The organism is Bacillus sp. FSL K6-0993 (assembly GCF_037977205.1).
GTDB lineage: Bacteria > Bacillota > Bacilli > Bacillales > Bacillaceae > Bacillus > Bacillus subtilis.
The window spans coordinates 950370-975967 of sequence record NZ_CP150275.1 but is presented as its reverse complement, the minus strand read 5'-3'; the positions used below and the strand labels follow the sequence as shown (position 1 = coordinate 975967).

Below are 25598 nucleotides of genomic sequence, written 5' to 3'. Positions count from 1 at the left end.
TCCCCTTTGATTAAATATATTTTGAATTTGATAATGTTTTAGCTGAATGTGATTTCGTATACACATAGAGTCCTAACAATACCACAACCAATATAACGCTTACAATCCAGAAGCTGCTTGTGATGTGCCCTTTAAATGCAGCGTTGTAAAATACGCCGCCGAATGATCCGCCTAAAATCGGGCCGACTACCGGAACCCATGCGTATTTCCAGTTTGATGAGCCCTTCCCCGGAATCGGAAGAAAAGCGTGGGCTATCCGCGGACCTAAGTCACGTGCAGGATTGATAGCATAGCCGGTGGTGCCTCCCAGAGAAATACCGATTGCTACAATGAGGAAACCGACGATTAAAGGATTAAGTCCTTCTGTAAATTGATTTGCCCCAATGGCCAAGATTCCAAGCACAAGGACAAATGTCCCAATCACTTCGCTTAAAACGTTTGCAAATGTATGCGGAATGCTGGGCCCTGTTGAGAAAACACCCAGCTTGGCAGCGGGATCATCCGTTGACTTCCAGTGCGGGAGGTAATGCAGATAAATAATCACCGCACCGATGATCGCTCCGATCATTTGCGCCGCAATATAAACCGGAACCTCTTTCCAAGGAAAATCTCCTACAAATGCAAGCGCTATCGTTAGCGCCGGATTCAAATGGGCGCCGCTGATGCCGCCAACCGCGTATGCCGCCATGGCAACACCCAATCCCCATCCAAATACAACAACAATCCAGCCAGACTGGAATGAAAGCGATTTCTTTAAATTGACACCTGCACAAACACCTGCACCAAAAATGATAAGCAGCATCGTACCGATGACTTCTCCCCAAAATGCTGTCATAGCACATTCCTCCTAAAGTCACGATTAAAAAGCATGATAGAGAAGAAGAGAATAAAAAAACCACAACAAACCGCTTTACGGGTGCATAAACATTTGCCGTAAAGAGCTGCTGTGGTCTCCGAGTTCTCCATCACAATGTATTAACCTAGTGCAATTGTATCAGTGCATGAAAGCGGTGTCAATCACTTTCCGTCAAAAAGTTTTCATATTTTTTCCACAATTTGGTATTAGATGTTGTGACAGCTACAGCCCCCGCTTTCAATGCCTGCTCTACATCCTCTTCCGTACGGATGAAACCCCCGGCAAAGATGGGAATCCCTGTTTTCTCTTTTATTTCCTGAATGAGTGACGGAACGATGCCGGGAAGCACTTCGATGAAGTCAGGCTTATGCTTGCCGATAAACTCCATGCTTTTCTCCATCGCGCTTGTATCAAGCAAAAACAGGCGCTGAATGGCATAAATTTTCTTCTGCTTCGCTTTGGCAATCACGTTCGATCTTGTGGAAATAATCCCAGCGGGCTTGATATCCTGACATATAAATTCCGCACCGTATTCGTCATGCTTAATCCCTTGAATGAGATCGACGTGCACCATCATGTTCTTTCCGTGCTTTTGCGCTTCTTTGATCACGCCCTTCAGCTGGCCGAGATGAATATCAAGAATAACACCGTAAGAGAACGAACTGTTCAAAAACTCATCAAATTGCTTCATATTGCGAATAGCCGGTAAGATCGGCTGGTTGTGAAAACTCATCATGTTCTCCTTTAATAAATCACTTTTATATTATATCGTTTGAAAGCTTTCTTTCACCGTTTTCACGATAAAGGAAAGGTCCTCTTCTGTCAGGCAAAATGGCGGCGCGAGCTGGATGACGTTGTTGTAACCGGCGACTGTATCGCCGTTTTTGCCGATGATCAGCCCTTTTTCTTTGCATGCCGCAACCACTTGGTTTACTTTGGCAGCATCAGCCGGCTCTTTAGTCAATTTATCTTTGACGAGTTCGATTCCGATCAGCAGCCCTTTTCCTCTAACATCCCCGACTGCCGGGTGTTCTCTCAGAGCTTGAAGCTCACCTAAAAGCTTTGCTCCAAGATCGCGGGATCGCTGAATCAGCTGTTCGTCCTCCATAATTTGCAGGTTTTTCAACGCCAAGGCACAGGCAGCCGGGCTTCCGCCGAACGTGTTCACGTGGCGGAAACGGTCATAAGGAGCTTCCCCCTGATACGCTTCGAAAATGTCCCGTTTAACAGCAGTCGCTGACAATGGCAGATACGCGCTTGTGATTCCCTTTGCCATCGTAATGATATCAGGCCTCACACCGTAGTGCATAAACCCGAACGGCTCGCCTGTCCGTCCAAACCCGCAGATCACTTCATCGCAAATCAAAAGGGCTCCGTGGCGCCGGCAAATGTCCTCCACCTTTTTCATATATCCGTCCGGCGGCATTAGGATGCCCCCGCCTGTAATGATGGGCTCCATAATGACCCCGGCAATCGTTTCGCTTAATTCCCATGTCATGATGCGGTCGATTTCATTTGCGCTTTCAAGCGTGTCTGCATCATCAGGATTCCGGTATATATCTGGCGGAGCTACATGCAGAAATCCTTGGCTCAAAGGCTCGTATTTATATTTGCGCTGCGCCTGTCCGGTAGCTGAGAGCGCTCCCAATGTATTGCCGTGGTATGCCCGATATCTTGAGATGAATTTATAACGGCTGTGGTCGCCGTTTTGCAGATGGTACTGGCGGGCAATTTTAAAAGCAGTTTCGTTTGCTTCCGATCCGCTGTTGGAAAAAAAGATAACATAATCGCCGCCAAGCCATTCATTCAGCTTTTCCGCCAGTTGAATTGCGGGTGCGTGACTTTGCGTTAACGGGTAGTAAGGCAGCTCCTTTAGTTGCTCATAGGCAGCCTCCGCAAGCTCCTTTCTGCCGTAACCAATGTTGACGCACCACAAACCGGACATCGCATCCAAATAGCGGCGTCCGTCTATGTCGGTTACCCATGCCCCTTCGGCCTTCTGGGCTATCAGGCTGTCCGCTTGATGCGCTCCCTTCATGGCATGCCACACAAATTGCTCATCTTTTTGCTTTAATCCCTGATTTTGCTGAATGTTTTCCATCCCCATCATCTCCATTTCATTAGCGTTCCCTATAATGCCAATTCAATTGAAACAGACCTTCTCTTTATGTGATGTCTTGGTGATGATTTCCCTGCCTTCAATATAAAGCCAGACCGGGTCAGAGTCAATAAACCGTGTAAATAATAAAACATCCTCTTTCTCAAGAAGAAAGAGGATGCAGCATCCAAAGCAAAACAGGCAAAGTGACAATGCTCAGCATCGTACTGATAAAGGTCGCACTCGAAACGACTTGGACAGCCATTGCAATAGCAATGTGAAGCCTAGCCGTTTTCTGTATGATATAGGAAATGGCGAAAATACAGAAACTCCATAAGGCACCTTCTTTTCCACTATACAATTTACTTTTAATTTAAAGAAAACCTAAACAATTCCGCTTTTGTTTAAAAAAACCCGCCAATGCAGGCGGGTTTTTTCGGGATTATTTTTTATATTGAATATGATAAATATCACGCCGTCTGTCTTTTAGCTGGCGCACTGTACCGTTTTGGCGCTGTCTTCTGAGAATTTCCAGGTCAACATCGCCGATGACGACCATTTCAATATTCGGGTTTGTTTCGCCGACAATGCCGTCTCGGGCGAATTCAAAATCAGACGGGGCAAAGATGCCTGACTGGGCGTATTGGATATCCATGTTTTCCGTTTGCGGAAGGTTTCCAACCGTTCCCGAGATAACCGTATAAATTTGATTTTCAACCGCTCTAGCCTGCGAACAGTATCTGACACGCAGATAGCCTTGACGGTCTTCTGTACAAAATGGCGTAAAGATGATTTTGGCTCCTTTATCAGCCGCAATACGGGCAAGCTCAGGAAATTCAATGTCATAACAGATCTGGATCGCGATTTTTCCGCAGTCCGTATCAAACACGCGAACCTGGTCTCCTGCGCTGATCCCCCACCATTTGCGTTCATTCGGCGTAATATGGAGTTTGTATTGCTTTTCGATTGTTCCGTCCCGTCTGAACAGGTAAGCGATATTATAGATCTTGCCTTCCTCTTCGACGAAATGAGATCCGCCGATAATGTTGACGTTATACTTCACAGCCAAGTCAGTAAACAGGCTGATGTAATCTTCTGTATACTCAGTAATTCTCTGCACCGCCAAGCTCGGTGACCGTTCCTCAAGGAAAGACATCAGCTGGGTTGTGAAAATTTCCGGGAACACCGCAAAATCAGATCTTGCGTCGGAAGCAACATCGACATAGTATTCTACTTGATTCGCAAATTCCTCAAAGGAATAAATTTTCTTCATTTCGTATTGGATCACACAAATTCTAACAGGGAACGCCGATTTATAATAGCGTTTTGTCTGCTGCGGTAGATAATCGACATTATTCCATTCCATCAGCGTCGCATACTTGATCGAAGCTGTATCATCTGGGAGATAGTTCGGGTTAATTCGCATAAGGGTAAAGCCGTTCATCAGCTGAAAAGAAAGAACCGGATCGTAAATTTGGTGGCGTGTCACCTGTTCAACATACTCTCTCGCTGTCATTTCCTCTGCATATTTGTGATAGTTTGGAATCCGTCCGCCTATGATGATGCTTTTCAAGTTTAAGCGTCTGGCTAAGTCCTTTCTCGCCTCGTACAAACGGTGGCCGATCTTCATTCGTCTGTATTTCGGGTGCACCATGACTTCAATTCCGTACATATTCAAGCCGTCAGGATTATGGTTGGTGATATAACCGTCATCTGTAATGTCCTGCCACGTATGGCGATCATCATATTCATCAAAGTTAATCAGGAGACTTGAGCACGAACCGATAATTTCACCTTCGAATTCTGCACAAAACTGCCCTTCTGGAAAATGCTCCAAATGGCTGATTAAATGCTCCCGCTTCCAAGGCTCCATTCCTGGAAAGCAGTCCTTTTGAAGATCGATAATCTTGTCGATGTCTTTTTCTTCGATATTGCGGATAACCATTTTCTTTTCAAACCGGGTCAAATCTAATTTCTCAGACAACCTACTCGCTCCTTTCTAGTTTTGTGAGTTCAGATGATCAAGCAATAGGGCGAGCTCCATCTCCGCCATTGATTCAAGCCTGTGATCATAGTCTTCAAACATCAAGGTACCCGTTACTTTATTCGGGACAATGACACACTTCATGCCTGCACGTTTCGCAGCAATCGAACCATTGACAGAATCCTCAAACGCGAGACATTCCGCTGGCGATACCCCGAGGTTTTTTGCCGCCAATAAATAGAGTTCAGGATTCGGCTTCACCTCTTCCACATCATCCGCCGTTTGAATAACTTCAAAATCATCAAACAGGCCGATTTGCTTCAAATGGCCGGACACCCATTTATAATCAGAGCTGGAGGCAAGGCCTATTTTTAAGCCTAAATCCTTTGCCGCATTTAAATACGCTTCGACACCAGGTCTCGCTTTTTCTGTTTCCATGCGTTTGGCGAACCGCTCTCTTCTCAATTTTGTGAGCTCTTCATGGTTCAGTTTTTTCCCGATCTGCTCTTCTAAATATTCAAAAGGCCGGAAACCCGCAGCAGTTCCGATGACCTTCCCCCAGACAGATAGCGGCAGCACTGAGCCGTGCTCTTCAAATATTTCCTGAAGAACCTCATATTCGTGTGTTTCTGTATCTAGAATAAGCCCGTCAAAATCAAAAATTAACGCTTTAATCACTGGGTACAACTCCTTTAGTCCGAATTGAGACATATGTATACACTCAACTATACCCCGAAACAAATCTGCTTTCAAAAAGTAAGGTTTTATGTGAAGAAAGAGCCTGCACACTGCAAGCTCTTTCTTATTAATGAATGTTTTGGTGAGAAATGTTTGTCAGCGCTGATCCCGCAGACTCGTTCGACATCTGATTGACTGCCAGGTCTCCAAGCGCAACGATCCCGACTAGATTGTTTTGATCTACAATAGGAAGGCGGCGGATTTGGTGCTGGGCCATCAGCTGCGACGCGTCTTCCAGACTCATATTAGGGTTTCCTGATACGAGTTCTGTTGACATCACTTCTGAAACGGGTGTCTGGCCATCACGGCCCTGAGCTGTAGTTCTTAATGCAATGTCACGGTCAGTCAGCATTCCTTTTAAAACACCTTGCTCTACAACGGGGATCGCCCCGACGTTATGCTGTTTCATTAGAGAAGCCGCTTCCTGAATCGTTTGATTCGGAGAAACGGTTGCCACCTGCGTTGTCATTGTATCTTTAACTGAACTCATTGTCAGCACCCCTTTCAATCATTAGTATGTTCAGACACGAGCCGTTTAAAAAGGGAGTTAGAGGAAAGGTTTTATGATATGATTTCTCTGATACAAAAAAGAGCTTTTCTAAAAACAGAAAAGCTCTTGCCGCATGATTATATCAGCCTTCTTTGACCGAAAAAGGCTTTGTTAGTCTTCTTTTGAAAGTCAGAAAAAGCAAACGGAAAATAAATCCCAAGATCATTCAGCATCTTGCTGTTTTTTTCAAAAATCGCCTGATCACTCAAATCAAAGTGCGGCGAAGGCTTGGTCAGGATAATATGTATCATTTGCAGACAAGCCATAATTTGAAATGCTTCTTTTAATGTTCCTTGGTAATAATGGTTATTTAAAGACAGAACGCCTTTCTTTTTAAAGCGCTGAATGTCCAGTTCGGAGAAATAAAGAGGAAATACACCATGGATCAGCTCCATAGACAGCTCCTTGATAAAGCTCTCCTGTTCTGCAGTTGCTGCGTTCACAATTCTCACGTCAATCACCTTTCTTGCCATCGAATATCCTAAGTCTTACTCAAGAATAGCACAGAAAAAAACGCGAAAGCTAAGGTAAGTGTTTCCTATGAGAAACAGCAGCCTTCCGCTTCAAAAAGGAGCCATTTAACATGAACCAAAAAGGCAGAGGGCTTGAGATCCTCATCAATGAAAAACAGGACGGCCAATGGCTGTTTTCCGTACTCAAAACAGCGCTCAAAGCTTCTAAACCAGTGATACAAGACTGGATGTCCCATCAACAGATAAAGGTCAATCACGAATCCGTCTTAAACAATATGATTGTAAAAAAGGGAGACCGCGTGTTCATTGATCTTCAGGAAAGTGAAGCATCTTCGGTCATTCCGGAGTATGGCGAGCTTGATATTTTATTTGAGGACAATCACATGCTCATCGTCAATAAACCCGCTGGCATAGCGACGCATCCGAATGAGGATGGGCAAACCGGCACACTGGCTAATTTGATCGCGTATCATTATCAGATAAATGGCGAAACATGTAAGGTACGCCACGTCCATCGTCTTGATCAGGATACATCTGGCGCTATCGTTTTTGCCAAGCATCGTTTGGCGCACGCCATCTTAGACCAGCAGTTAGAGAAAAAGACGCTGAAGCGTACGTATACCGCCATCGCTGAAGGTAAGCTACGGACGAAAAAAGGGACAATTAATTCACCGATCGGCAGAGACCGATCACACCCGACAAGACGCCGGGTTTCACCAGGCGGGCAAACAGCCGTCACTCATTTCAAGGTAATGGCCAGCAATGCGAAAGAACGGCTGTCGCTCGTTGAATTAGAGCTGGAAACAGGAAGAACACACCAAATCCGTGTTCATCTGGCGAGCCTCGGACATCCGTTGACAGGAGACTCGCTTTACGGAGGCGGGAGCAAGCTGCTAAACAGGCAGGCACTGCACGCCAATAAAGTACAAGCGGTTCACCCCATAACAGACGAGCTCATTGTTGCTGAAGCCCCTTTTCCTGCTGATATGGAAAACCTTTGCCGCACATATTTTTCATGAAGAAAAGCCGCAGGCACTGCCTCGGCTTTTTAAGTCACTCGTTTTCCATATATAATATAGCGTTTCGGGGCATTTCCGACGTATGAAAACGGATAGCAGGTCGTCAGAATCAGCTCTTCCTTTTCATGTTGGAGCGTGATAATAGATGTGTCATCCTTATCGACAATTTTTGTTTTTACAATTTCATATGTGAATTCTCCATATGACAGGAGAAGACGGAGCTGATCCCCCTTTTCCAGCTCTCCCGTCCGGCGAAACACGGTATCTCGATGCCCTGACAGCACAATTTGTCCGTTTTCATCAGGATAATAGCTGTCCTTGTAATGCCCGACACCTTTTTCTAAATCATCAGCATCGGTGCCCTCCACGATCGGAAGCTCTGCATTGATTTTCGGTATTTCCAAAATGCCGCTCGCTTGGCCGGTCTCAGGCTTAAATGATGCTTTGTTCTTTGCTTGATCTGTGCTATTTTTCGTCCCCAAAGGTTCCTGCGGCTTTTCAGCCGCCAGTTTTGCTTCTTTTAATGTCTGTTCCGTTTTCATATTCGTATCGATCAATTTAAAGCCTCCATAGCCTGCGATCACTAGGCCGGCAGCAATGATGAATAGTGGAATAACTTTTTTCACGTTCTGGAGGCGCTCCTTTTTCTTCTGACATATAGATAAGTTCCTGACAATGTCACCGCCGCACCGATTACCATAAAGTTATAGTAGCCCGCTGACGTATCCGGAAGCGGATGCTCAGACCCGCTTTCCGCAGTCTCGGTTTGTAACGGCAATGTGCTGATGCTATTAGCAGTATCAGCGGTTTTTGTGTTGTTGATTGGTATTTCATTGAATCTCGAAATGGCTGAAGGCAGCAGCTGATGAACCGGTGCTGTTCCCGGAGTTTCTTTTATATCAGGCAAATCTTCACCTGGCCTTGGATCCTCTTTAATCGGATCCTCCGTCCCCGGATCATCTCCAGGCTCTTCCGTAATCGGGTCTTCTGTTACAGGGTCTTCAATATCACTGGCTTCAGCAAGCTTAATTCTTCCCTCTTTTGTATACGCAATTGGCTCATCAAAACTCTTCACGTACTCAACTGTCGCTTCCAAATCCTCAGGCCCTGTCACCGGATTTTTTCCCAGCAGTCCGATTGGCTGATATTTGGTTCCTGTCGCCGTCGCCATAAAGTTGTTGACGGTCAATGTATATGTGGCATCGGGCTGGATCTCGGTGCCATCTGCCATTTTCAAATCAACTGCTTTTCCGGTTTCTTTATCCCACGTATACGTAAACCCGCTGATGCTGTAGTCAGGCCCAAAAACCGGTGAGATTTGAGCATTGATAATCTCTCTTAAATCTTTTCCTTTAATCTCAAGCTTCGTTAACACATTTCCAAACGGCTGAATATTGTAAAGATCTCCCCACGTAATCGGGCCCTTCTTCAGCGCTTCACGTATGCCGCCGCCATTCATAAGGGCAAAATCCGTTTTCATGGCAGCTTTCATACCATCCGCAATCAGGTTTCCAAGAGGTGTATCGCCGTCATTTGAATACCCCCCTTCCATATCAACAGCAGCTTCGCCGACTACCTCGCTGATAATCGGTTCCGCAATTGTTTCGTATCTCTTTAAAATGGCTGACGCGCTGACATCCGGTTCGATTTTACTTTGATCAACATATACGATTTCCGCGGACTTTTTGACAATGTCTTTTGTCGTTTTATCGATCTCTACATCAACGACACCTATCGCTTTTCCATATTCAAACGCTTGAACAATCAGTTTTCCATTCACTTCACCGTTAACAACCTTATGATTATGCGCGGCAAAAATCACGTCAATTTCAGAATCTGTTTTGTTTGCAAGATCAGCAGACTCACCGGAAATGGCGTTGCCGTTTTGTTCAGCTGACATATGTGCGAGAACCGCGATGGCCTTCACGCCTTTTTTCTTCAGCTCTTTGGCCGCCTTATTCACCGCTGTTGCTTCATCTGTAAACTCGATATTTTTTATTCCTTCAGGCATAACCATGCCAGCTGCCGACTGTGTGACAACCCCGATAAAAGCAACGGGTACGCCCTCCACATTTATGATGTCATAAGCCGGCAAAAAGGGCTCTCCAGTTGATTTCATTTTACAATTGGCACATACAAGGGGAAAGTTCTGTCCATCATATCCGCTTGTGCCTTTCGGATGATCACCGCCATTTAAGATCCTCAGCAGTTCATCCGTGCCTTCATCAAATTCGTGGTTTCCCACGGTTCCGACATCAAATCCGATGTCCTCCATCAGTTCTACAGTCGGTTCATCCTGAAGAAGAGAGGAAACTGGAGAGCTTCCGCCAATCATATCTCCAGCGTGCACAATCAGCGAGTTTTTCTTTTCAGCCTTTTTTTCTTTTAAATATGCGGCGGCATAATCCATGCGTCCAAACGTGCCGTCTGCAGTTCCATTTCCATCAAGATCAAGCTCATATTGCTGATCGATTTTGCCATGCAAATCATTCATGCTGAGAATTCTAAGCGGCACATGTTCTTGAGGTGCCGTTTGCCTTTTTTTATATCCCGCGCTCTCCGCTTCACTTGCTGAAGCGAAGAAAATTCTGTTTTCCACAGCTACCTTCTTCCAGTCAGCTGGCTGGACATATGTTTGATTCGACGAATCCCCTACATATCTTGTCAAGCCTTTCCCTTGCTCTCTGGCTCTGAATTCAAACGGCATTTCCATGAGCGGATCGTTTTCATTCCAGATTCCTTTTTGGCCTTTTTTTGCAGCGGCTACTGCGGCCTGAAACTGCTGATAATCCTCTTCATTGTCAACCGGCCAAATAAAATACGTCGGAGCATAGCCATTTTTCACAAGCTCTAAGTTCACGTTTGAACCTGATTCGGTTATGACTTGTCCGAGCAATCTGCCATAGCTGTCCTTGGCTTCACTTCCGACCTTGACAGTAATTTTATCACCCGGGGACAGAACCGTTTTTAGATAGTCAGATGCTTTTTTGCCAAATCTTAATTGATTTTCATCTGCGTCATTTTTTGGTGTGTGATATGTTTCGGGTGTATCTACATTTACAAACCGGATTTTTGTCGTTCCAAGCACCGGAGATTTAAGATGAATGGTATCGCCGTCAACTACCCGGTCAACAATCCCTTCATATTCTCCCTCCGCAGACGGAGGTGCAGGCTGCTCTTCAAGCAGCTTCAGGTCAGCCGATTTTCGCGGAAACAGCTGAAAGGTTTGGTACCTGCTTAACACACCGGTAAAGTCATACCATTTGCCCTCATCAAGCTCGTCTATCACCCCTGTTTCATTCATAACCCGGAGCGTCATTGCATGATGGTCGTCATCAATCATTGTTACATTGTAACCGCCGCCGGCAGGAGAACTTGGAATTGAGGAAACAAAAGCAGTTAGTTTCACAAGGCGTCCTTCATACTGATCACCTAGGCTGCCGTTAATGAGTTCATTGATTGTTAAGTGTTTGGGGGCGGGGAGGGATTGGTTTGACTGGTTGATTTTGATGCCTGATGAGCTTGGAACGATTTCTTTCAGCCCCTGGTAAGACGTGATTTTCCCTGTCACCGTGACATCCATACCCTCTTTTAATTCGGGAAATTGTTCAGGGGATGGCGAATAAATGTTAATGCCTCCGGTTTCATCTTGCAAAAAGGTCGACAGCTTCCCGCCTCCGATTGCGTTTTGATCAGCTGTAATGATCCCTTTTATCGTTACTTCTTCATTCAGCCTTCCCCGTGCTTCATTTATGGTCACTGGCTGTTCAGCCGGCGGAGTTTTCGTGTCATCGGTTACGTTCATCGACTGAACGTTTTTAAGTCCTGTCGTGTTAAAGTAATTTTCAAGCTTTCCTTGAACCGTTATCTTTTTCCCAAGAAGAAGCGGATTGGTTTGCAGCCCAAATTGGCTTCTGAAGGCGGAGGGGATTTGCACAGGAAGGATGTGTTCGGGCGATGTCTCGTTTTTACGGTCTGCCAGCGCGACATTATAATCATTTGAAAAAGGGCTTGTCAGCTTATAATGCTGTGGGGAAACAGCCTGGCCGACTGCATATCCTTCGACAAGCGCCTGTCCTTCTTTTTGCTGTATTGCCTTCTCAACTGATATAGGCTGCTGCGGTTCAGCTGCTTTTACAGCTTCGCACGTGTACATTACATTTAAGAACATCAATGCCGTGATCAACACAATATGCAGAATACGCCTCATTATATTTCCTCCCTTAATATACACATAATGACAATGACTTTGTCTGTCTATCATTTCGACAGACAGCATATAATACCTTTCAGGCTTCTGCATAATAAGCGGCAGACTGACACAAAATACAGCTGATCTGAAAAAAAAGGAGGAATTCGGTTTGGATCAGTTCAATCAGCAGCAGCAATCCCAAATGAACAAAGGTATTCCTGGCAAACCGCATAAAAACCACGGCGGACATGAAATGTTTGATATGCATGAGGTGCTTTCCGGAACACTTACTGTGCTTGATCAGTTTATGATGCTGAGACAATTCTGTAAGGATCAAGAATTACTAAACATCCTTGATCGTCAACATCAATTCATCACATCTCAATACAATATAACTGCAGAATGCTTCAAAACAGGAAGCGAACCTTCACAAAAAACAGCAACTTATATGATGAAGGAAGACAACCAGACTGTTTACGGCATGCAGCCGTCACAGCCTAAAAAACCTGTTCAATCCATGAATGATATTGATGACAGCATCATCAGCCGACAAATGCTTTGCGCGATTAAAGCACAAGCTTCTATGCTGACGATGGCTTCTCTGGAAATGACAAATCCGGCCGTAAGACGCGTACTGTCTGCGCAAATTCAGGAGTATGTTGAAATGGCATTTGAAATTTTCCTATACCAAAACAAACACGGCTATTACCAGGTTCCTCAGCTTGATGCGCAGGATATGGAACAGCTGAGAAATTCATTCGCCCCTGCCCAAGGACAAATGCCTCCAACACAAGGCGGAATGGGTCAGCAAGGACTTCACTAATAACAAAGGCATTGGATAGATACTATCCAATGCCGCACTGTTTTTTTCAAATTTTTTCTTAAAATCTTTTTCAAATTGATCAAGACTTTCCTTTGTTGCTGATTTAAACCCTTTTTCAAAGTCCCCTTTTTTTGCCGTTTCCTTAATCATTTCTGAAATAATGTCTTTCCCGTATTTGTCCGTCAGCTCATCGATCATATAAAAGCTTTGCAAATAGACATCAGTGTCATATTCGGCTCTGGCTTCCTGCCAGTCTCGATCAGTCTGCAAACGGTCAAAGGGCACGACAGAAAACGTGATCGGATCTATGAGCAATTCATAGTTCGCAATCCACTCGCTTAACCCTTCATGAAACCATAACGGAAACTCATCGGGATCCGTCTCAAGCTCCTTCAATTTCTGGTGAAACGCATGGTGCGAGTATTCATGAATCAACAATCTCTGGTACAAATAAACCGCTACCTCGTCCCCTTCTAACAGTTTCTTTTTCTCTTCAGGCAACAATCCGATCAGCTGCTCCCGTTCAGAATAAAAACCAACTACATCCAATAAACCGGAGTAAGCCTCCATCTGTTTTTCATTAGGAAAAAAAATAATGTCAATAGGCTTTTGATTCGAATATCCAATCATAATCTGATTAATACTGACCGCATATTCAAGCGTTTCTTTCGTCAATGGCAGTAAGGACTTTTCCTTAGAAGTGTAATAAATATCGGCCTGTTTGAATGACTCTTTCTTCATGTGCTTCGTCACTTGTTCTTTTGTTATTCCAGATGCCTGACCTGGAAAAGACAGGATATACATCGCGCTTGATACGATGGCTGAGCTTACAGCCAGCATCACAAGGACTCCGCACAGGAATAGAGCGGATGCCGCACGCTTTCCTATGCCATCCCGCAAACGTCTCCCTCCCTGAGCCGGTCCGTCTTGTACCTTTTTATTTTTACTCTATGCAGCCTGAGTTCGCAGTGTGTCATTAACGCAAAGAAAAAGCCGCACAAATTGTGCGGCTTTTTTCATTTATTCAGCGTTAGGGAATACGCGCTGTACAGTTTGTGTAAATTCATCAAATAATCCGGCGATTGGGTCACCATTTTGAATACGCTTTCCATATCCTTGCATACGCTCTACAAAATCAGGGTTAGCTGAAACGTAAACATTATCAATGTTTTTGTCAGTAGATCTTACCTTTTTGGCTATTTTTTTCTTCAAATTGTCTTCTACTGCACCTTTATTTCCATTGGTTAAAACGACTGCAACGTAGGCTTGATTTCCAGCCACAATGATATCGGCATGCTTTACTTCTTTTAGGTCTGTTACTTTATCAGCTGCTTCATCAGCAACCTCAAGTTTTCGGTCGTTGTTATTATCGTCATTTACACGATTGTTATTGACATTATCATTAACATTGTTGTCAACGTTATCCCGATTGTTTACATTGCGCATATCGTCATTGGCCGGATTTCGATAATTTACGTTTCTTACATCATTATTATCACGTCTGCCCTCACCTTGGTCGGCCACACCGCAGCCAGTCATAAGCAAAGGGATAAGAAGCATAGACGCAAGGACTTGTTTTTTTCCAAACATGTGAATTCCTCCTTTATCACTTTACTTATAGGTTTTTCTAACTGGCTTTAATTATGCATGCAAATCTGGAGGAAATGCTTTCCCGGGAAATATAACGGTTAATTTGTCTAACGAGGGGGAAAATATGAATACACTGCAAAGGAGGGATCATGTTGTTCAACCAGCGAAGAGGAATCAGCCCCGCAGCATTGATCATAGGATCAACTATGCTTATTGCTGCATTATCACCTCAGATCCGCCAAAGAATCAGCGGGTTTATCACAGGACAAATGAACAGACGAAATTCAGAAAATAGCACGTTTGATGCTTCTAATGTAGGAAACATGGTCAAACAAGCATTTAGCGGAAGCAGCGGTGATAACCAAGACCGTTCGCAACATCAAAGCCAGCGGCAAAATGGCCGTCAGCACCAGCACGCAGGACAGCAGCAACCACAGAATCAGCATACACAGTCTCAAACTAGGCAAACTGAGACAGCCGCGAAAAAAAGACAGCCGCATTATGCTGAACCCATTCATTTTGAACAAAGCGCAATGAATGTCATGGACGACAACACGATGATGGAAATGCTTGAGGACTTAGAACCCGGCCGTTAAAAAAACGTGTAATCCTGTTGGATTACACGTTTTCATATGTTACGCTTCTTCAGCTTCAATCACTCTGGATTGATCATGAAATGCCCCTTGATCAATTTCCTTCGTGACCTTACTTGTAATAAGACCGGATGTCATGCTTCCGCTGACATTCAAAGCAGTACGCCCCATGTCGATTAACGGTTCAATTGAGATTAATAAACCTGCGAGCGCGACAGGCATGTTTAATGATGATAAAACAAGAAGCGCCGCGAATGTCGCTCCGCCGCCGACTCCGGCAACACCGAAGGAGCTGATGGCAACGACTGCGATAACAGTGATAATAAACACCGGGTCAAATGGATTTTGGCCGACAGTCGGAGCAATCATCATCGCCAGCATCGCAGGGTAAATGCCGGCACATCCATTTTGGCCGATCGAAAGACCGAACGAACCGGCAAAGTTTGCGATTCCCTCCGGTACACCCATGCTTCTCTGTGTTTTAATATTAAGCGGTAAAGCACCCGCGCTAGACCTTGACGTAAATGCAAATACAAGTACAGGCACCGCTTTTTTCAAATAAATCACCGGATTCAAGCCGCTGAACGTCAGCAGCAGCAAATGAATGATAAACATAGTGATTAACGCGGCATATGATGCAATCACGAACATGCCCAGTTTTAGAATGCTGTCAAGATCACTCGTGGCAATTGTTTTTGTCATGATGGCCAGCACCCCATAAGGCGTCAGTCTCAAAATGAGTGTGACAACACGCATGACAATGGCATAAACGGCATCAACCAGTTTTTTAAATGTTTCTGCCTGTTCCGGCTGTTTATGCTTTACGCCGAGGAATGCCACTCCAAGAAAAGCGGCAAAAATAACGACAGCGATCGTTGAAGTCGGTCTAGCTCCCGTAAAATCTAAAAACGGGTTTCCAGGCAGCAGTTCAACAATCTGCTGCGGCAGCGTTTTCGCTGTCATATCCTCTGATTTCTGCTGAAGCTCCTGTCCCCGTGAAAGCTCTGTACTTCCTTGGTCAACCTGAATCGCCTGCAGATCAAATGAAAGCGCGGACGCGATACCGACAGCTGCAGCAACTGCTGTTGTTGCTACTAAAATCCCGATAATCAAACCGCTGATTTTCCCAAGATTTTTTGTCAGCTTCAGCTTTGTAAATGCACCGAGAATCGAAATAAAGACGAGCGGCATGACAACCATCTGAAGCAATTTGACATATCCGCCCCCGGCAATATTAAACCAGTCGGCTGTTTGAATGACTATATTTGAAGTCGGGCCGTAAATCAGCTGAAGCGCAAATCCGAATACAATCCCCAGCCCCAGCGCAGTAAATACACGTTTAGAGAAGGAAACATGTTTTTTCTGCATAACAAAGAGCCCTAAGATAAGTAAAAATAAAATAAATACATGTAATACAACCAGTAAAGTCTCCAAAGCAGGTAAACTCTCCCTTCAAATTTTCTCATTTACTATATTACACTAATTCCGATGGGTCAAGTGCGAATTATTTCAACTTATCAATTCAAGTAAAAAAACCTTATATAATGCCTTTTTTGTTCTTTTCTTTCCCTTCCATCTTTAGTACCTTATATAAGGGTGATAATATTTGCTGAAAGAACTGTTTGTAAATTTGACCATTTTAATCACATTTAATTATCTCTTCACCCACCTGTTTAAAGAAAGGCTAGTACATAAAAAAGACAGCATATCTTTTCAAGCTGTTAAGGGACTGGCCTGCGGTTTGCTCGGGGTTATTCTGATGGTTTTTGGATTTACCTATCAGCATTCAATTATTGATCTTCGAAATATCCCTATTATGATTGCCGCTCTTTATGGAGGCTGGGTTTCAACGGCAACGGCTCTGGCCATGATCACTGCAGGCCGCTTGCTGATTACGATGAACACATCTGCACTATACTCGGTTATTATCATTTGTATCGCTGCCATTCCGTCACTCATTGTTTCTAGAAGAAAAAAAGTTCAACTAAAACATGCTTTCTATCTTTTAATCATCACAAATAGCTTGATCTCCTTTTCCTTTTATTTTCTTATAGATTTACATTCATACGAACTTCATTTGTATTTTTGGATCATATCAATAGCGGGCGGCATGCTCAGTTTATATATTATTGATCATGAAACAAATGCACATCTTCTTTTTAAACAATATAAGTTTCAGGCGCACTTTGACTTTTTAACAGGCGTGTATAACCGAAGAAAGTTTGAAGAAACCACAAAAGCTCTGTATCAGCAGGCGGCCGATACCCCGCATTTTCAATTTGCACTGATTTATATGGATATCGATCATTTTAAGACCATCAATGACCAATATGGCCATCATGAAGGAGATCAGGTGCTCAAAGAGCTGGGGTTACGTCTGAAGCAGAGCATCCGAAATACTGATCCTGCCGCTCGGATCGGCGGTGAAGAATTTGCCGTGCTCCTGCCGAACTGTTCTCTTGATAAAGCAGCCCGGATCGCTGAACGGATCAGGAGCACTGTAAGTGATGCACCGATTGTATTAACAAACGGCGAAGAGCTTTCAGTTACGATATCACTAGGGGCCGCTCATTACCCCAATAATACGGAACTGCCAGGATCCTTGCCCATTCTTGCCGATCAAATGCTTTACAAAGCGAAAGAAACGGGACGGAACAGAGTGTGTTTTTCAGAAAAAAAAGAATGAATTCAATGTACGAATTCATTCTTCCAATCTGAAAGACGTTTCAAAGGCAGAAAAGCGGGAACAAGATCTCCCTGATATTCTTTTTCTATAAATGCCGCTGTATCATCAGCTTGATAAAGCTCAAGAATGGTTTGCAGCGCTTCCCGATCTTGATCCTCCGCTCTGACAACAATCAAATTCATCTCTTCCTCAGACATGAGTCCGCCGCTCTTTAGCGTATGCTTTTTCGGGTTCAGGCCCGCTTTTTTTGCTTCTGATGGTTTCATGACAAACACGTCGGCACCGCTCACTGCATCCTGTTGCCGGACAGCTTTTAATTTCAGGTGTCTCGGATTATCTTTAATCATATCAACTGAACCTGTTCCGTTAAATCCGTTTTTCAGCGTTAGCAAACCCGCTTCCTGGAGCACCGTAAGCGCCCTGCCAAAATCGAACGCTTTATCCGGAACAGAAACGACCGCTCCTCGCGGTATATCTCGGATTCGGTCATATCGTTTTGAATAAATGCCCACGGGCGTTATGTATGTCGTCCCGAGCGGTGCCAAATTAAGTTTGTATTTTTGAGTGAACGACTGAAAATATGAAATGGTTTGAAAGGCGTTGGCATCAATTTCTTTGTTAGCAAGTGCGATATCAGACTCCGCATAATCAGTAAAAGGGATCAGTTGAATATCCAGCCCAGCCTCTTCAGCCTTTTGAGCAATATAGTTCCATATTGCCCCGTCAGACTCAGCAATCCCGATTTTTATCGATTCATGTTCTGCAGACGGTGAACATGCAGTAAATGAAACGAGAAGAACAAGGGCGAAACTGCATATAAGCCACTTTTTCATTGTGACCATACTCCTATCTATGTATTAGAGCATGCAAGCAATATCAGACATAAAAATCATACGCTCTCTTAGTTGATAAACGTTGTCATTTGTCATATTGATTAACTTTTACCTTACTCATATCCAATAAGGTTGTCAATTCCTATTACCTATCTTCCCAAAATGAAGAATACTAAGGCAAACGTATGATCACATATCGAGAAAGCAGATGAATTTCCGCAAATAAATATCAAATTGAAAAATAAATATGGTATTTTCCGAAAAAAGTTTCAATAAGCAGTTGTTTTTTCTGAAGATTACTGGTAGAGTAAAGGTAATTATTTTTGTTCGAACTATCTTTAAGAAGAAAGTTTTGTAAGAGTTTTCGTCTTGAAAGTTTGTTAAGAGCAAGAATAGTGAATTTAAGCGTTATGATCGCTTTAGGAGGAAATTTCATGTTAGAAGGTAAAGTAAAATGGTTCAACTCTGAAAAAGGTTTCGGATTCATCGAAGTAGAAGGTCAAGACGATGTATTCGTTCATTTCTCTGCTATTCAAGGCGAAGGCTTCAAAACTTTAGAAGAAGGCCAAGCTGTTTCTTTTGAAATCGTTGAAGGAAACCGCGGACCACAAGCTGCTAACGTTACTAAAGAAGCGTAAGCATAAATTGATATGAAAAACTGCAGGTGCAAACCTGCAGTTTTTATTTTGACAAAAAAGCTGTTTTGCATAAGCAAAACAGCTTTCTTTATTAGTTTGCAATATCCCGCTTCATGAAGATTCCGAAAGCAAGCAACAGGAAGATGATAAAGTAGATCGCCAGCATGACGATAGAAAACGTCATAGTCATCCCTTTTATTAACGGTGTGCCATCCACATACTGAGTCAAGTCGACATTAGCAAACAATATATACTTTGCCCAGTCAAATTTCGCTGCAATAAATGCAGTTGCAGTCGTACCGGCAACCAACAAGAAGATGGAAAAACCAACCGCAAGAGAGCTGTTTCTGAATACCGCAGACAGCATAAACGCCATCGTCGCCACCATTAAAGCCGAGACGGATTCAGAAAGATACGTTGTGGCCAAATGCCCCATCATGTTTTGCTCAATGACATGGCCATCCTTATAGATTAAATGAATATTCGCGGCGGTTTCACCACCCGTCCCGAAGAAGATCAACCCTAATAAAGTAGAACCGATAAATAAAATCAACAGCAATAGGAGTCCAAACAGGAGAACCGTAATATATTTGGACAGCAAAATCTGAAAACGGCTGAGCGGCCGAATCATTAATAGCTTAATCGTTCCCCAATTAAATTCGTTCGCGACAATTCCGGCTGCGATGATAATGGTAAACAGTCCGGTAAGGATGGTAAAACCTGCTGAATCCGTTACATATGACCATACCGTATAGCCCGTGTCACTAGGGATATTATGCTCGATGCGATAGTCGTTGAGTGTGATTGTTTCTTTATATCCATCTTTCAGTGAAGGATCTTCTTTGATTTCTTTCTTTAATTCGGCGTTTTGTGCTTGAAGTTCTTGTTTCCAATGGGAATTTGATTCACCAGCAGAAAAATGATTCGCCAAAAATGCAAATCCAACCATTGTCAGCCCCAGAATTCCGATCATCACCCATGTTCCGGCACGGTTGAAAATTTTAAGCCACTCATTATAAATCAAATTAAGCATGCTGAACCTCCTCTTTTGTTTCACCAGTCATTTCTAAGAAACGGTCCTCTAATGATTTTGTTATGACCTTGACCTCATAAATACGGATTTGCTGCAGCACCAGCAATTCAATCACCGCAGGGACTTCCTCTTTAGCCAGTTTGATTTCTACACCATTTGTCTTACTCAGCAAATCGTACTGATTTAAAACAGTAGCGGCTTCACTCGGCTGCTCAACCTGGAAGAAATATGTATCGTTCTCATCAATATTTTCATCTTTTACATTTTGAATATCAATCAGCTTTCCTTTTTGCAGAATCGCAATTCGATCACACATCAGTTCCATCTCTGACAGCAGGTGGCTTGAAACGATGACAGCCATTCCTCTTTCTCGGGTCAGCTTCTTTAAATGATCCCTGATTTCTCTGATTCCCGCCGGATCAAGGCCGTTTGTCGGTTCATCCAAAATCAGCACTTTCGGATCGTGCAGAAGGCATTGTGCCAAGCCAAGACGCTGTCTCATCCCCAGAGAATATGTTTTCACCTTGTCGTGGATTCTGTCTGTTAAACCGACCAGCTCAACAACTTCATCAATTTTTTCCTTCGTGACACCCTTGACCATCCTTGCGTATTGCTGGAGATTTTTATATCCGCTCAAAAATTTATACAGCTCGGGGTTCTCTACAATCGCTCCAATATGCTTAATCGCCTTGGCATATTCTTTCGTAATTGATTGGCCGCAAATGAGGACATCACCTTTCGACAGCTTCATTAACCCCACCATCATCCGGATGGTTGTCGTTTTCCCCGCTCCGTTTGGTCCCAAAAAACCGAATACCTCACCTTCACGAATCGTAAAACTGAGATCATCAATGATCGTTCGGCCTCTGATGTTTTTAGTCACATTTTTCAATTCCAACACTGTTTTCATCATATTCCTCCTCTTTCTAGCAAACTTCCATTTTTGATTTAAACCATTGCAAAACAGACATGCCTTCCTGTTCACGAATATCTTCTACTTCACGCTGCGCAACTTTTTCTCCATTGGCGAGGATGATTACTTCGTCTAACAAAGTCTCGATTTCATCAATTTCATGTGTCGCAATCACGACAATCTGCTGCTCAAAATCAATGTACGACACAAGGCTGTTTACGATGGAGTCCCTGACCATCGGATCAAGCCCGGAAAAAGGTTCATCAAGCAAGATGACGTCTGCCCGTCTCGCTAAAGCAAGAACGATTTTCAGCCTGCCCCGATTTCCTTTTGATAGCTTTTTTATCTTTTTTTCCGGATTCAGCTGCATCTCATCCAATAGCTTATAAGCCTGTTCTGTTTGAAAATCAGGAAACTGCGACTGATAAAAATTCACCATATCTTTAACAGTGAAATGCGGATAAAACATATCAAGCTCAGTAAGATAAGCTGTTTGACGCACCATTTCTCTCGTAACCTGCTCTTCATCAACTTTCACAAAACCTGAAGTCGGAAACAGAAGGCCAGCCATCATTTTCAGGGTCGTTGACTTGCCGCTGCCGTTCGGTCCGATCAGGCCATAAATCCGTCCGGATGATAGGGTGATTGACACATCATTGACGGCCGTATGGCGGCCGTATTTTTTTGATACATGTTCTAGCTTGATTTCCATTTTAGCCTCCCTCTGTGAATGTTTTAATCCCTTCTACCATTTCCTCTTTCGTTAGCCCCAGCTCTTTCATTTGCTTGACAAAGCCTTCCAGCACCTCTCGTGTCAGCTTGTCTTTCAGCTCGTCTACGATTTCTGCTTTTTCCGCAATAAACGTCCCTTGACCTCTTCTTGTCTCCACAATACCCAGCCTTTCCATCTCACTGTAAGTTCTTTGAATTGTATTGGGATTTACCTTAGTTTGAATCGCCATTTCTCTTACTGAAGGAAGCTTGTCTCCTGGGAGCAGCTCCTTCCTGACCAGCCTATAAAAGATCTGATCAGCGATCTGCAGATAAATCGGTTTCGAGGATTGGAATTGATTGTCCATATTTACACCTCTACTTTACGATCAAGCAGTTTTGAAGCCATGATGAGCAGCAAGAACGTGATGACTAAAGTAATAGGAAACCCTAGCACAGACAGATGGATAGGTTTTAGTTCCAATCTCCAAACATTATGGAAGTGGAAATCAAAATTGCAATAGACTGTTACCGGCCAGAAATGCTTTTGAGATTCAACCAAGGGGCTTATGATGTATTCATCGAAGAATAACCACACTGCGACCAACAGAACCATCGCAGCCCATCGCATTCCGCGCCAATTTCTGAGAGAGTGAAAAACAGTCCAAAACACAATAACTGTTACTGACATATCTAACGATGAAATAAGCCCATACATATTCAGCAAAGCCACTGTACTCGTTATATCAACTTGATGCTCCAGCAGATTTTTTACAGAGAGCATATGATACATCCATATGCCATAGGCTGTTAATGCCAACTGAATCACAAATTGATAGAGCAAAGATGCTGCCAATTTAGAAGAAAACAGCCATAAGCCGCCATTTGGATTGTACAGCCAAAGCTGTGATTTCCCTTCCTTGCGAAGGTGATAAAACACAAAAACAGGAGATAAGAAAAGCAGAAAAAAAGCAACTGCAACAAAAAAACCAAAAATGACTAGAGGTTCTTTCGTGCGAGAAGCTATAATATGGCCTGTTCCCAATAAGAAAATGATTCCGCATATCCATACTAGCAGCCACATTCTTGAAAGCTTGATATCTTTCTTTAATAAACCTAAAAAAGAATTCATGTCTTTACCTCCCGGAAAAAACCCTCGGTGTATGAGTAACATAGTACACTAGATCAAGGTGGAATACAACATATTCCATGGATTTATTTGATAAAAACATAATTGATGGAAACAGCAAAAAAGGCAAACCCGCATGAGTAAACGGATTTGCCTTTTTCATTACTTTTTCTTATTTTTCATAGAGAGCAGCGCATCACGATAGCTGCGGTCCTGCATTTTGTCACTTTCCTCAGTGACCTCTTCTTCTGCATGAACTTCATCAGAATGCTTAAACTTTTGCAGCGCCTGCCTGTAAATATCATCACCCATTGTGTCACGCTTCTCTTTTGGAGAATCGTTTTTGACAACGGATGGCGTATGCTCGGCAGCCCTTGCTTCAGCAGGGTAATGCGCTTCGTTTTTTTCCTCTTCTGGAGGTGCGATTCTATCGGTTGCTTCTTGCTTCTCAGGTCCAGGTGAGGCGTTGCGGACGTTAAATGTAATAAGGGCCGCAATGACAATGACAGCAGCAATTATTGCTATAATAATGGCCATTTCAACCTCTCCTTACTGTCCTGCTGTTAGGTTTCCTGTGACTTGGCTGACACGTCTTCCCAACGCGCGTCCAAGCTGAATACCTTCCTCAGACATTAACTCATCACTGTCTACCGGACAAGTGACACCTGCTCCGTAATAAGAGCCATAAAGTGCGTTTTCAGGCACGTTGCCAGGCAGTCCGACAACGATCATGCCTTGGTGGAACATCGGCGTGATTAAATTGTGCATTGTCATTTCCAAGCCGCCGTGTGTTGTTGCCGTTGTGCAGAAGACAGCACCGACTTTGTTGATCAGCTCGCCTTCAGCCCACAAGTAGCCAAGTCTGTCGATCCAAGTTTTAAGACCGGAGCTGATTGTTCCGAAATGCCCTGGGCATCCCCAAATAATCGCATCCATATCTTTAAGCTTGCGGATATCAGCCTGATCTACATGGTCGATGAACACTTCAGCCGCGTCGTTTTCTCTCGCGCCTTCAGCGATCGCTTCTGCAAGCACTTTAGTATGTTCGCCTTCACTATCATATACTACATAAATTTTCATTCAGGAAACCTCCCTGTACAGATTAAGATTCCTTAGCTTCTTTTGGAGCAGGAAGTAATGAAAGCTCCTCTTTTTTCTTCTTACGCAATTTATCTTTTCTGACGTCACGCAGGAAGATACTTAAAATCAAACCTACTACACAGAATAAGGTTGCCCACATAAAGGCATCATTTATCCCCATGACATTGGAATCGAGTGACGCGTGTTTATAAATATGTGAGTACACATATGTTTTCGCCGTATCATAAGGCACATTCATATTCACCATTAAATTCGAAACTGCATTTTGGAACGCATGGAGGAAGTTCGGGTCCGCCGTGCTTGTTTTATCTGCAATTTGTGAATAATGGAATGTCGTCCGGTTTGTATAAATCGTCGTAATTAAACTTGTTCCGATTGATCCGCTGATTTGGCGAAGCGTGTTGCTCATCGCCGTTCCGTGGCTGTTCAGACGGGCAGGAAGCTGGTTCATCCCGGCTGTCATGACTGGCATCATTAAGAGAGACATACCAAATGCACGAATTGAATAGATCAGCATGATGTGTGTATATGGTGTATCAATTGTCAATTGCGTGTATTGATAGGTTGTTACCACTGTCACGAGAAGCCCTATAATCGCAAGCGGTCTCGGCCCGAATTTATCAAACAAAATACCTGAGATCGGTGACATAATCAGCATAACGATCGCACCCGGAAGCAGAAGCAGACCGGATTGAAGCGCCGTAAAGCCGACCAGGTTTTGCAGATAGATCGGTAAAAGGAACATACCAGTGTAAAGTGCTACTGTAATAATGATATTAATGACACTCGAGAGTGAGAAAATGTCATATTTAAACACTCTGAAATCAAGCATCGGATCATCATGGCGCAATTGCTGAACAACAAAAGCAACAATTGCAATGGCTCCGATAATAACTGTAGACAATACAATCGGGTCGGTCCAGCCGTCAGATCCGGCTTCACTGACTCCGTATAATAAGGAGGCGAATCCGACAATCGAGAGGATTGCGCCAAGAGTATCGAGTTTGATTTTTTGCGGCTCCACCATATTTTTAAAGATGAAGAAAGCCACAATGATAACAATTGCGCCGATCGGCACAAGTCCGTAAAACATAATGCGCCATGTATAATGCTCAATAATCCACCCGGAAAGAGTCGGGCCGACCGCTGGAGCAAACATCATCGCTAGCCCGAAAATCCCCATTCCTTTCCCCCTGCTTTCAGGCGGGAAAATTAACAGAATGGTTGTCATAACGAGCGGCTGCAAGATACCTCCGCCTACGGCCTGAATCAAACGGCCGATCAGCATTGTAGAGAAGTTAGGTGCGATACCGCAGACTAACGTACCGAGCGTAAAACAAAACATTGCGACGAGAAAGAGACTCCGCTGGCCAAATCGTGTAATCAGGAAAGCAGATAACGGAATCAATACTCCGTTAACAAGCATGTAACCTGTTGTCAGCCACTGAATCGTCGTTGCACTTACGCCAAATTCAGTCATTAAGTGCGGCATTGCAACATTAAGCAGTGTTTGGTTTAGAATTGCCAAAAATAAACCCGCCATTAGCACAATCAGCAATGACATAGGGTTTTTTGCATTTTTTTCTTTGCCTGTAGCCATCTAAGACAACCTCCTTTCATGGTTTGATGACTGATCTG

The 25598-nt window shown here is 43.7% G+C and carries 27 protein-coding genes; 5 read left to right on the top strand and 22 right to left on the bottom strand.

The window, feature by feature from the left end; genetic code table 11:
- Positions 1 to 10: 10 nt before the first annotated feature.
- The 7 genes from glpF to MHH79_RS05040 form a co-directional block, all read right to left on the bottom strand.
- Positions 11 to 835 carry a glycerol uptake facilitator protein GlpF gene (gene glpF, locus MHH79_RS05070; protein ID WP_003233386.1) on the bottom strand — a complete coding sequence of 275 codons (825 nt, stop codon included), beginning with the start codon at positions 833 to 835 and terminating at the stop codon, positions 11 to 13.
- A gap of 178 nt (positions 836 to 1013) precedes the next feature.
- The gene (gene glpP, locus MHH79_RS05065) at positions 1014 to 1592 is read right to left on the bottom strand and encodes a glycerol uptake operon antiterminator GlpP (protein WP_003233388.1); all 579 of its coding nucleotides are present in this window, start codon (positions 1590 to 1592) and stop codon (positions 1014 to 1016) included.
- A 27-nt stretch (positions 1593 to 1619) separates the two neighbouring features.
- Positions 1620 to 2972, bottom strand: coding sequence for an aspartate aminotransferase family protein (locus tag MHH79_RS05060; RefSeq protein WP_080467284.1), 1353 nt, complete (start codon positions 2970 to 2972; stop codon positions 1620 to 1622).
- 424 nt (positions 2973 to 3396) lie between these two features.
- Positions 3397 to 4938 (bottom strand): bifunctional GNAT family N-acetyltransferase/carbon-nitrogen hydrolase family protein, encoded by a 1542-nt coding sequence (locus MHH79_RS05055; RefSeq protein ID WP_003245514.1) that lies wholly within the window; start codon positions 4936 to 4938, stop codon positions 3397 to 3399.
- Between the two features lie 15 nt (positions 4939 to 4953).
- A complete protein-coding gene (locus tag MHH79_RS05050) occupies positions 4954 to 5616 on the bottom strand; it encodes an HAD family hydrolase (protein WP_063334947.1) in 663 nt (220 codons plus the stop codon).
- 127 nt (positions 5617 to 5743) lie between these two features.
- Positions 5744 to 6166: a CBS domain-containing protein gene (locus MHH79_RS05045; RefSeq protein WP_003245462.1), complete on the bottom strand. Its 423-nt coding sequence runs from the start codon at positions 6164 to 6166 to the stop codon at positions 5744 to 5746.
- A gap of 137 nt (positions 6167 to 6303) precedes the next feature.
- Entirely contained in the window at positions 6304 to 6699 is a 396-nt protein-coding gene (locus MHH79_RS05040) for a YhcU family protein (protein ID WP_063334946.1), read from the bottom strand.
- Positions 6700 to 6809: 110 nt separating this feature from the next.
- On the opposite strand from MHH79_RS05040, the gene MHH79_RS05035 reads away from it, so the two are divergent.
- Positions 6810 to 7718 (top strand): RluA family pseudouridine synthase, encoded by a 909-nt coding sequence (locus tag MHH79_RS05035; RefSeq protein WP_043857178.1) that lies wholly within the window; start codon positions 6810 to 6812, stop codon positions 7716 to 7718.
- Between the two features lie 29 nt (positions 7719 to 7747).
- Here the strand turns inward: MHH79_RS05035 and srtA are convergent, their stop codons facing one another.
- Together srtA and yhcR are read right to left on the bottom strand one after the other, a co-directional pair.
- Positions 7748 to 8344 (bottom strand): sortase SrtA, encoded by a 597-nt coding sequence (gene srtA / locus MHH79_RS05030; protein WP_024572803.1) that lies wholly within the window; start codon positions 8342 to 8344, stop codon positions 7748 to 7750.
- Complete coding sequence (gene yhcR, locus MHH79_RS05025; protein ID WP_340035021.1) at positions 8341 to 11997, bottom strand: endonuclease YhcR; 3657 nt, start codon at positions 11995 to 11997, stop codon at positions 8341 to 8343. Before yhcR ends, srtA begins: the two co-directional genes overlap by 4 nt.
- Positions 11998 to 12079: 82 nt before the next feature.
- Between yhcR and MHH79_RS05020 the strand changes: the two genes are divergently transcribed.
- Positions 12080 to 12733 (top strand): spore coat protein, encoded by a 654-nt coding sequence (locus tag MHH79_RS05020; protein ID WP_009966881.1) that lies wholly within the window; start codon positions 12080 to 12082, stop codon positions 12731 to 12733.
- On the opposite strand, the gene MHH79_RS05015 is transcribed toward MHH79_RS05020, so the two are convergent.
- Positions 12665 to 13633: a hypothetical protein gene (locus tag MHH79_RS05015; RefSeq protein WP_032721219.1), complete on the bottom strand. Its 969-nt coding sequence runs from the start codon at positions 13631 to 13633 to the stop codon at positions 12665 to 12667. The two genes, MHH79_RS05020 and MHH79_RS05015, sit on opposite strands and share 69 nt — an antisense overlap.
- 120 nt (positions 13634 to 13753) lie before the next feature.
- Positions 13754 to 14323 carry a YhcN/YlaJ family sporulation lipoprotein gene (locus MHH79_RS05010; RefSeq protein WP_015383188.1) on the bottom strand — a complete coding sequence of 190 codons (570 nt, stop codon included), beginning with the start codon at positions 14321 to 14323 and terminating at the stop codon, positions 13754 to 13756.
- A 149-nt stretch (positions 14324 to 14472) separates the two neighbouring features.
- Between MHH79_RS05010 and MHH79_RS05005 the strand changes: the two genes are divergently transcribed.
- Positions 14473 to 14919, top strand: coding sequence for a hypothetical protein (locus MHH79_RS05005; RefSeq protein ID WP_063334943.1), 447 nt, complete (start codon positions 14473 to 14475; stop codon positions 14917 to 14919).
- Positions 14920 to 14958: 39 nt separating this feature from the next.
- On the opposite strand, the gene tcyP is transcribed toward MHH79_RS05005, so the two are convergent.
- Entirely contained in the window at positions 14959 to 16350 is a 1392-nt protein-coding gene (tcyP, locus tag MHH79_RS05000; RefSeq protein WP_003244685.1) for an L-cystine transporter TcyP, read from the bottom strand.
- 172 nt (positions 16351 to 16522) lie between these two features.
- On the opposite strand from tcyP, the gene dgcK reads away from it, so the two are divergent.
- Positions 16523 to 17602 carry a diguanylate cyclase DgcK gene (dgcK, locus tag MHH79_RS04995; protein WP_063334942.1) on the top strand — a complete coding sequence of 360 codons (1080 nt, stop codon included), beginning with the start codon at positions 16523 to 16525 and terminating at the stop codon, positions 17600 to 17602.
- A gap of 2 nt (positions 17603 to 17604) precedes the next feature.
- Here the strand turns inward: dgcK and MHH79_RS04990 are convergent, their stop codons facing one another.
- Entirely contained in the window at positions 17605 to 18435 is an 831-nt protein-coding gene (locus MHH79_RS04990; RefSeq protein WP_063334941.1) for a MetQ/NlpA family ABC transporter substrate-binding protein, read from the bottom strand.
- Positions 18436 to 18869: 434 nt separating this feature from the next.
- Here MHH79_RS04990 and cspB point away from each other — a divergent pair, with 434 nt between their 5' ends.
- Entirely contained in the window at positions 18870 to 19073 is a 204-nt protein-coding gene (gene cspB, locus MHH79_RS04985; RefSeq protein ID WP_003224086.1) for a cold shock-like protein CspB, read from the top strand.
- Between the two features lie 91 nt (positions 19074 to 19164).
- On the opposite strand, the gene MHH79_RS04980 is transcribed toward cspB, so the two are convergent.
- Genes MHH79_RS04980 through MHH79_RS04940 form a run of 9 tightly spaced genes read right to left on the bottom strand, consistent with a single transcriptional unit; the run spans position 19165 to position 25560 of the window.
- Complete coding sequence (locus MHH79_RS04980; protein ID WP_063334940.1) at positions 19165 to 20106, bottom strand: ABC transporter permease; 942 nt, start codon at positions 20104 to 20106, stop codon at positions 19165 to 19167.
- The gene (locus MHH79_RS04975; protein ID WP_063334939.1) at positions 20099 to 21016 is read right to left on the bottom strand and encodes an ABC transporter ATP-binding protein; all 918 of its coding nucleotides are present in this window, start codon (positions 21014 to 21016) and stop codon (positions 20099 to 20101) included. Before MHH79_RS04975 ends, MHH79_RS04980 begins: the two co-directional genes overlap by 8 nt.
- 16 nt (positions 21017 to 21032) lie before the next feature.
- Complete coding sequence (locus MHH79_RS04970; RefSeq protein WP_063334938.1) at positions 21033 to 21731, bottom strand: ABC transporter ATP-binding protein; 699 nt, start codon at positions 21729 to 21731, stop codon at positions 21033 to 21035.
- A gap of 1 nt (position 21732) precedes the next feature.
- The gene (locus MHH79_RS04965) at positions 21733 to 22098 is read right to left on the bottom strand and encodes a GntR family transcriptional regulator (protein WP_015252495.1); all 366 of its coding nucleotides are present in this window, start codon (positions 22096 to 22098) and stop codon (positions 21733 to 21735) included.
- Between the two features lie 2 nt (positions 22099 to 22100).
- Complete coding sequence (locus MHH79_RS04960; protein ID WP_029317523.1) at positions 22101 to 22862, bottom strand: hypothetical protein; 762 nt, start codon at positions 22860 to 22862, stop codon at positions 22101 to 22103.
- Positions 22863 to 22866: 4 nt separating this feature from the next.
- Positions 22867 to 23022, bottom strand: coding sequence for a hypothetical protein (locus tag MHH79_RS04955; RefSeq protein ID WP_015383180.1), 156 nt, complete (start codon positions 23020 to 23022; stop codon positions 22867 to 22869).
- Positions 23022 to 23396 (bottom strand): hypothetical protein, encoded by a 375-nt coding sequence (locus tag MHH79_RS04950; RefSeq protein ID WP_003233427.1) that lies wholly within the window; start codon positions 23394 to 23396, stop codon positions 23022 to 23024. Before MHH79_RS04950 ends, MHH79_RS04955 begins: the two co-directional genes overlap by 1 nt.
- Positions 23397 to 23408: 12 nt before the next feature.
- Complete coding sequence (locus tag MHH79_RS04945) at positions 23409 to 23939, bottom strand: NAD(P)H-dependent oxidoreductase (protein WP_003233428.1); 531 nt, start codon at positions 23937 to 23939, stop codon at positions 23409 to 23411.
- 22 nt (positions 23940 to 23961) lie between these two features.
- Entirely contained in the window at positions 23962 to 25560 is a 1599-nt protein-coding gene (locus tag MHH79_RS04940; RefSeq protein WP_100506266.1) for an MFS transporter, read from the bottom strand.
- Positions 25561 to 25598: the final 38 nt, after the last annotated feature.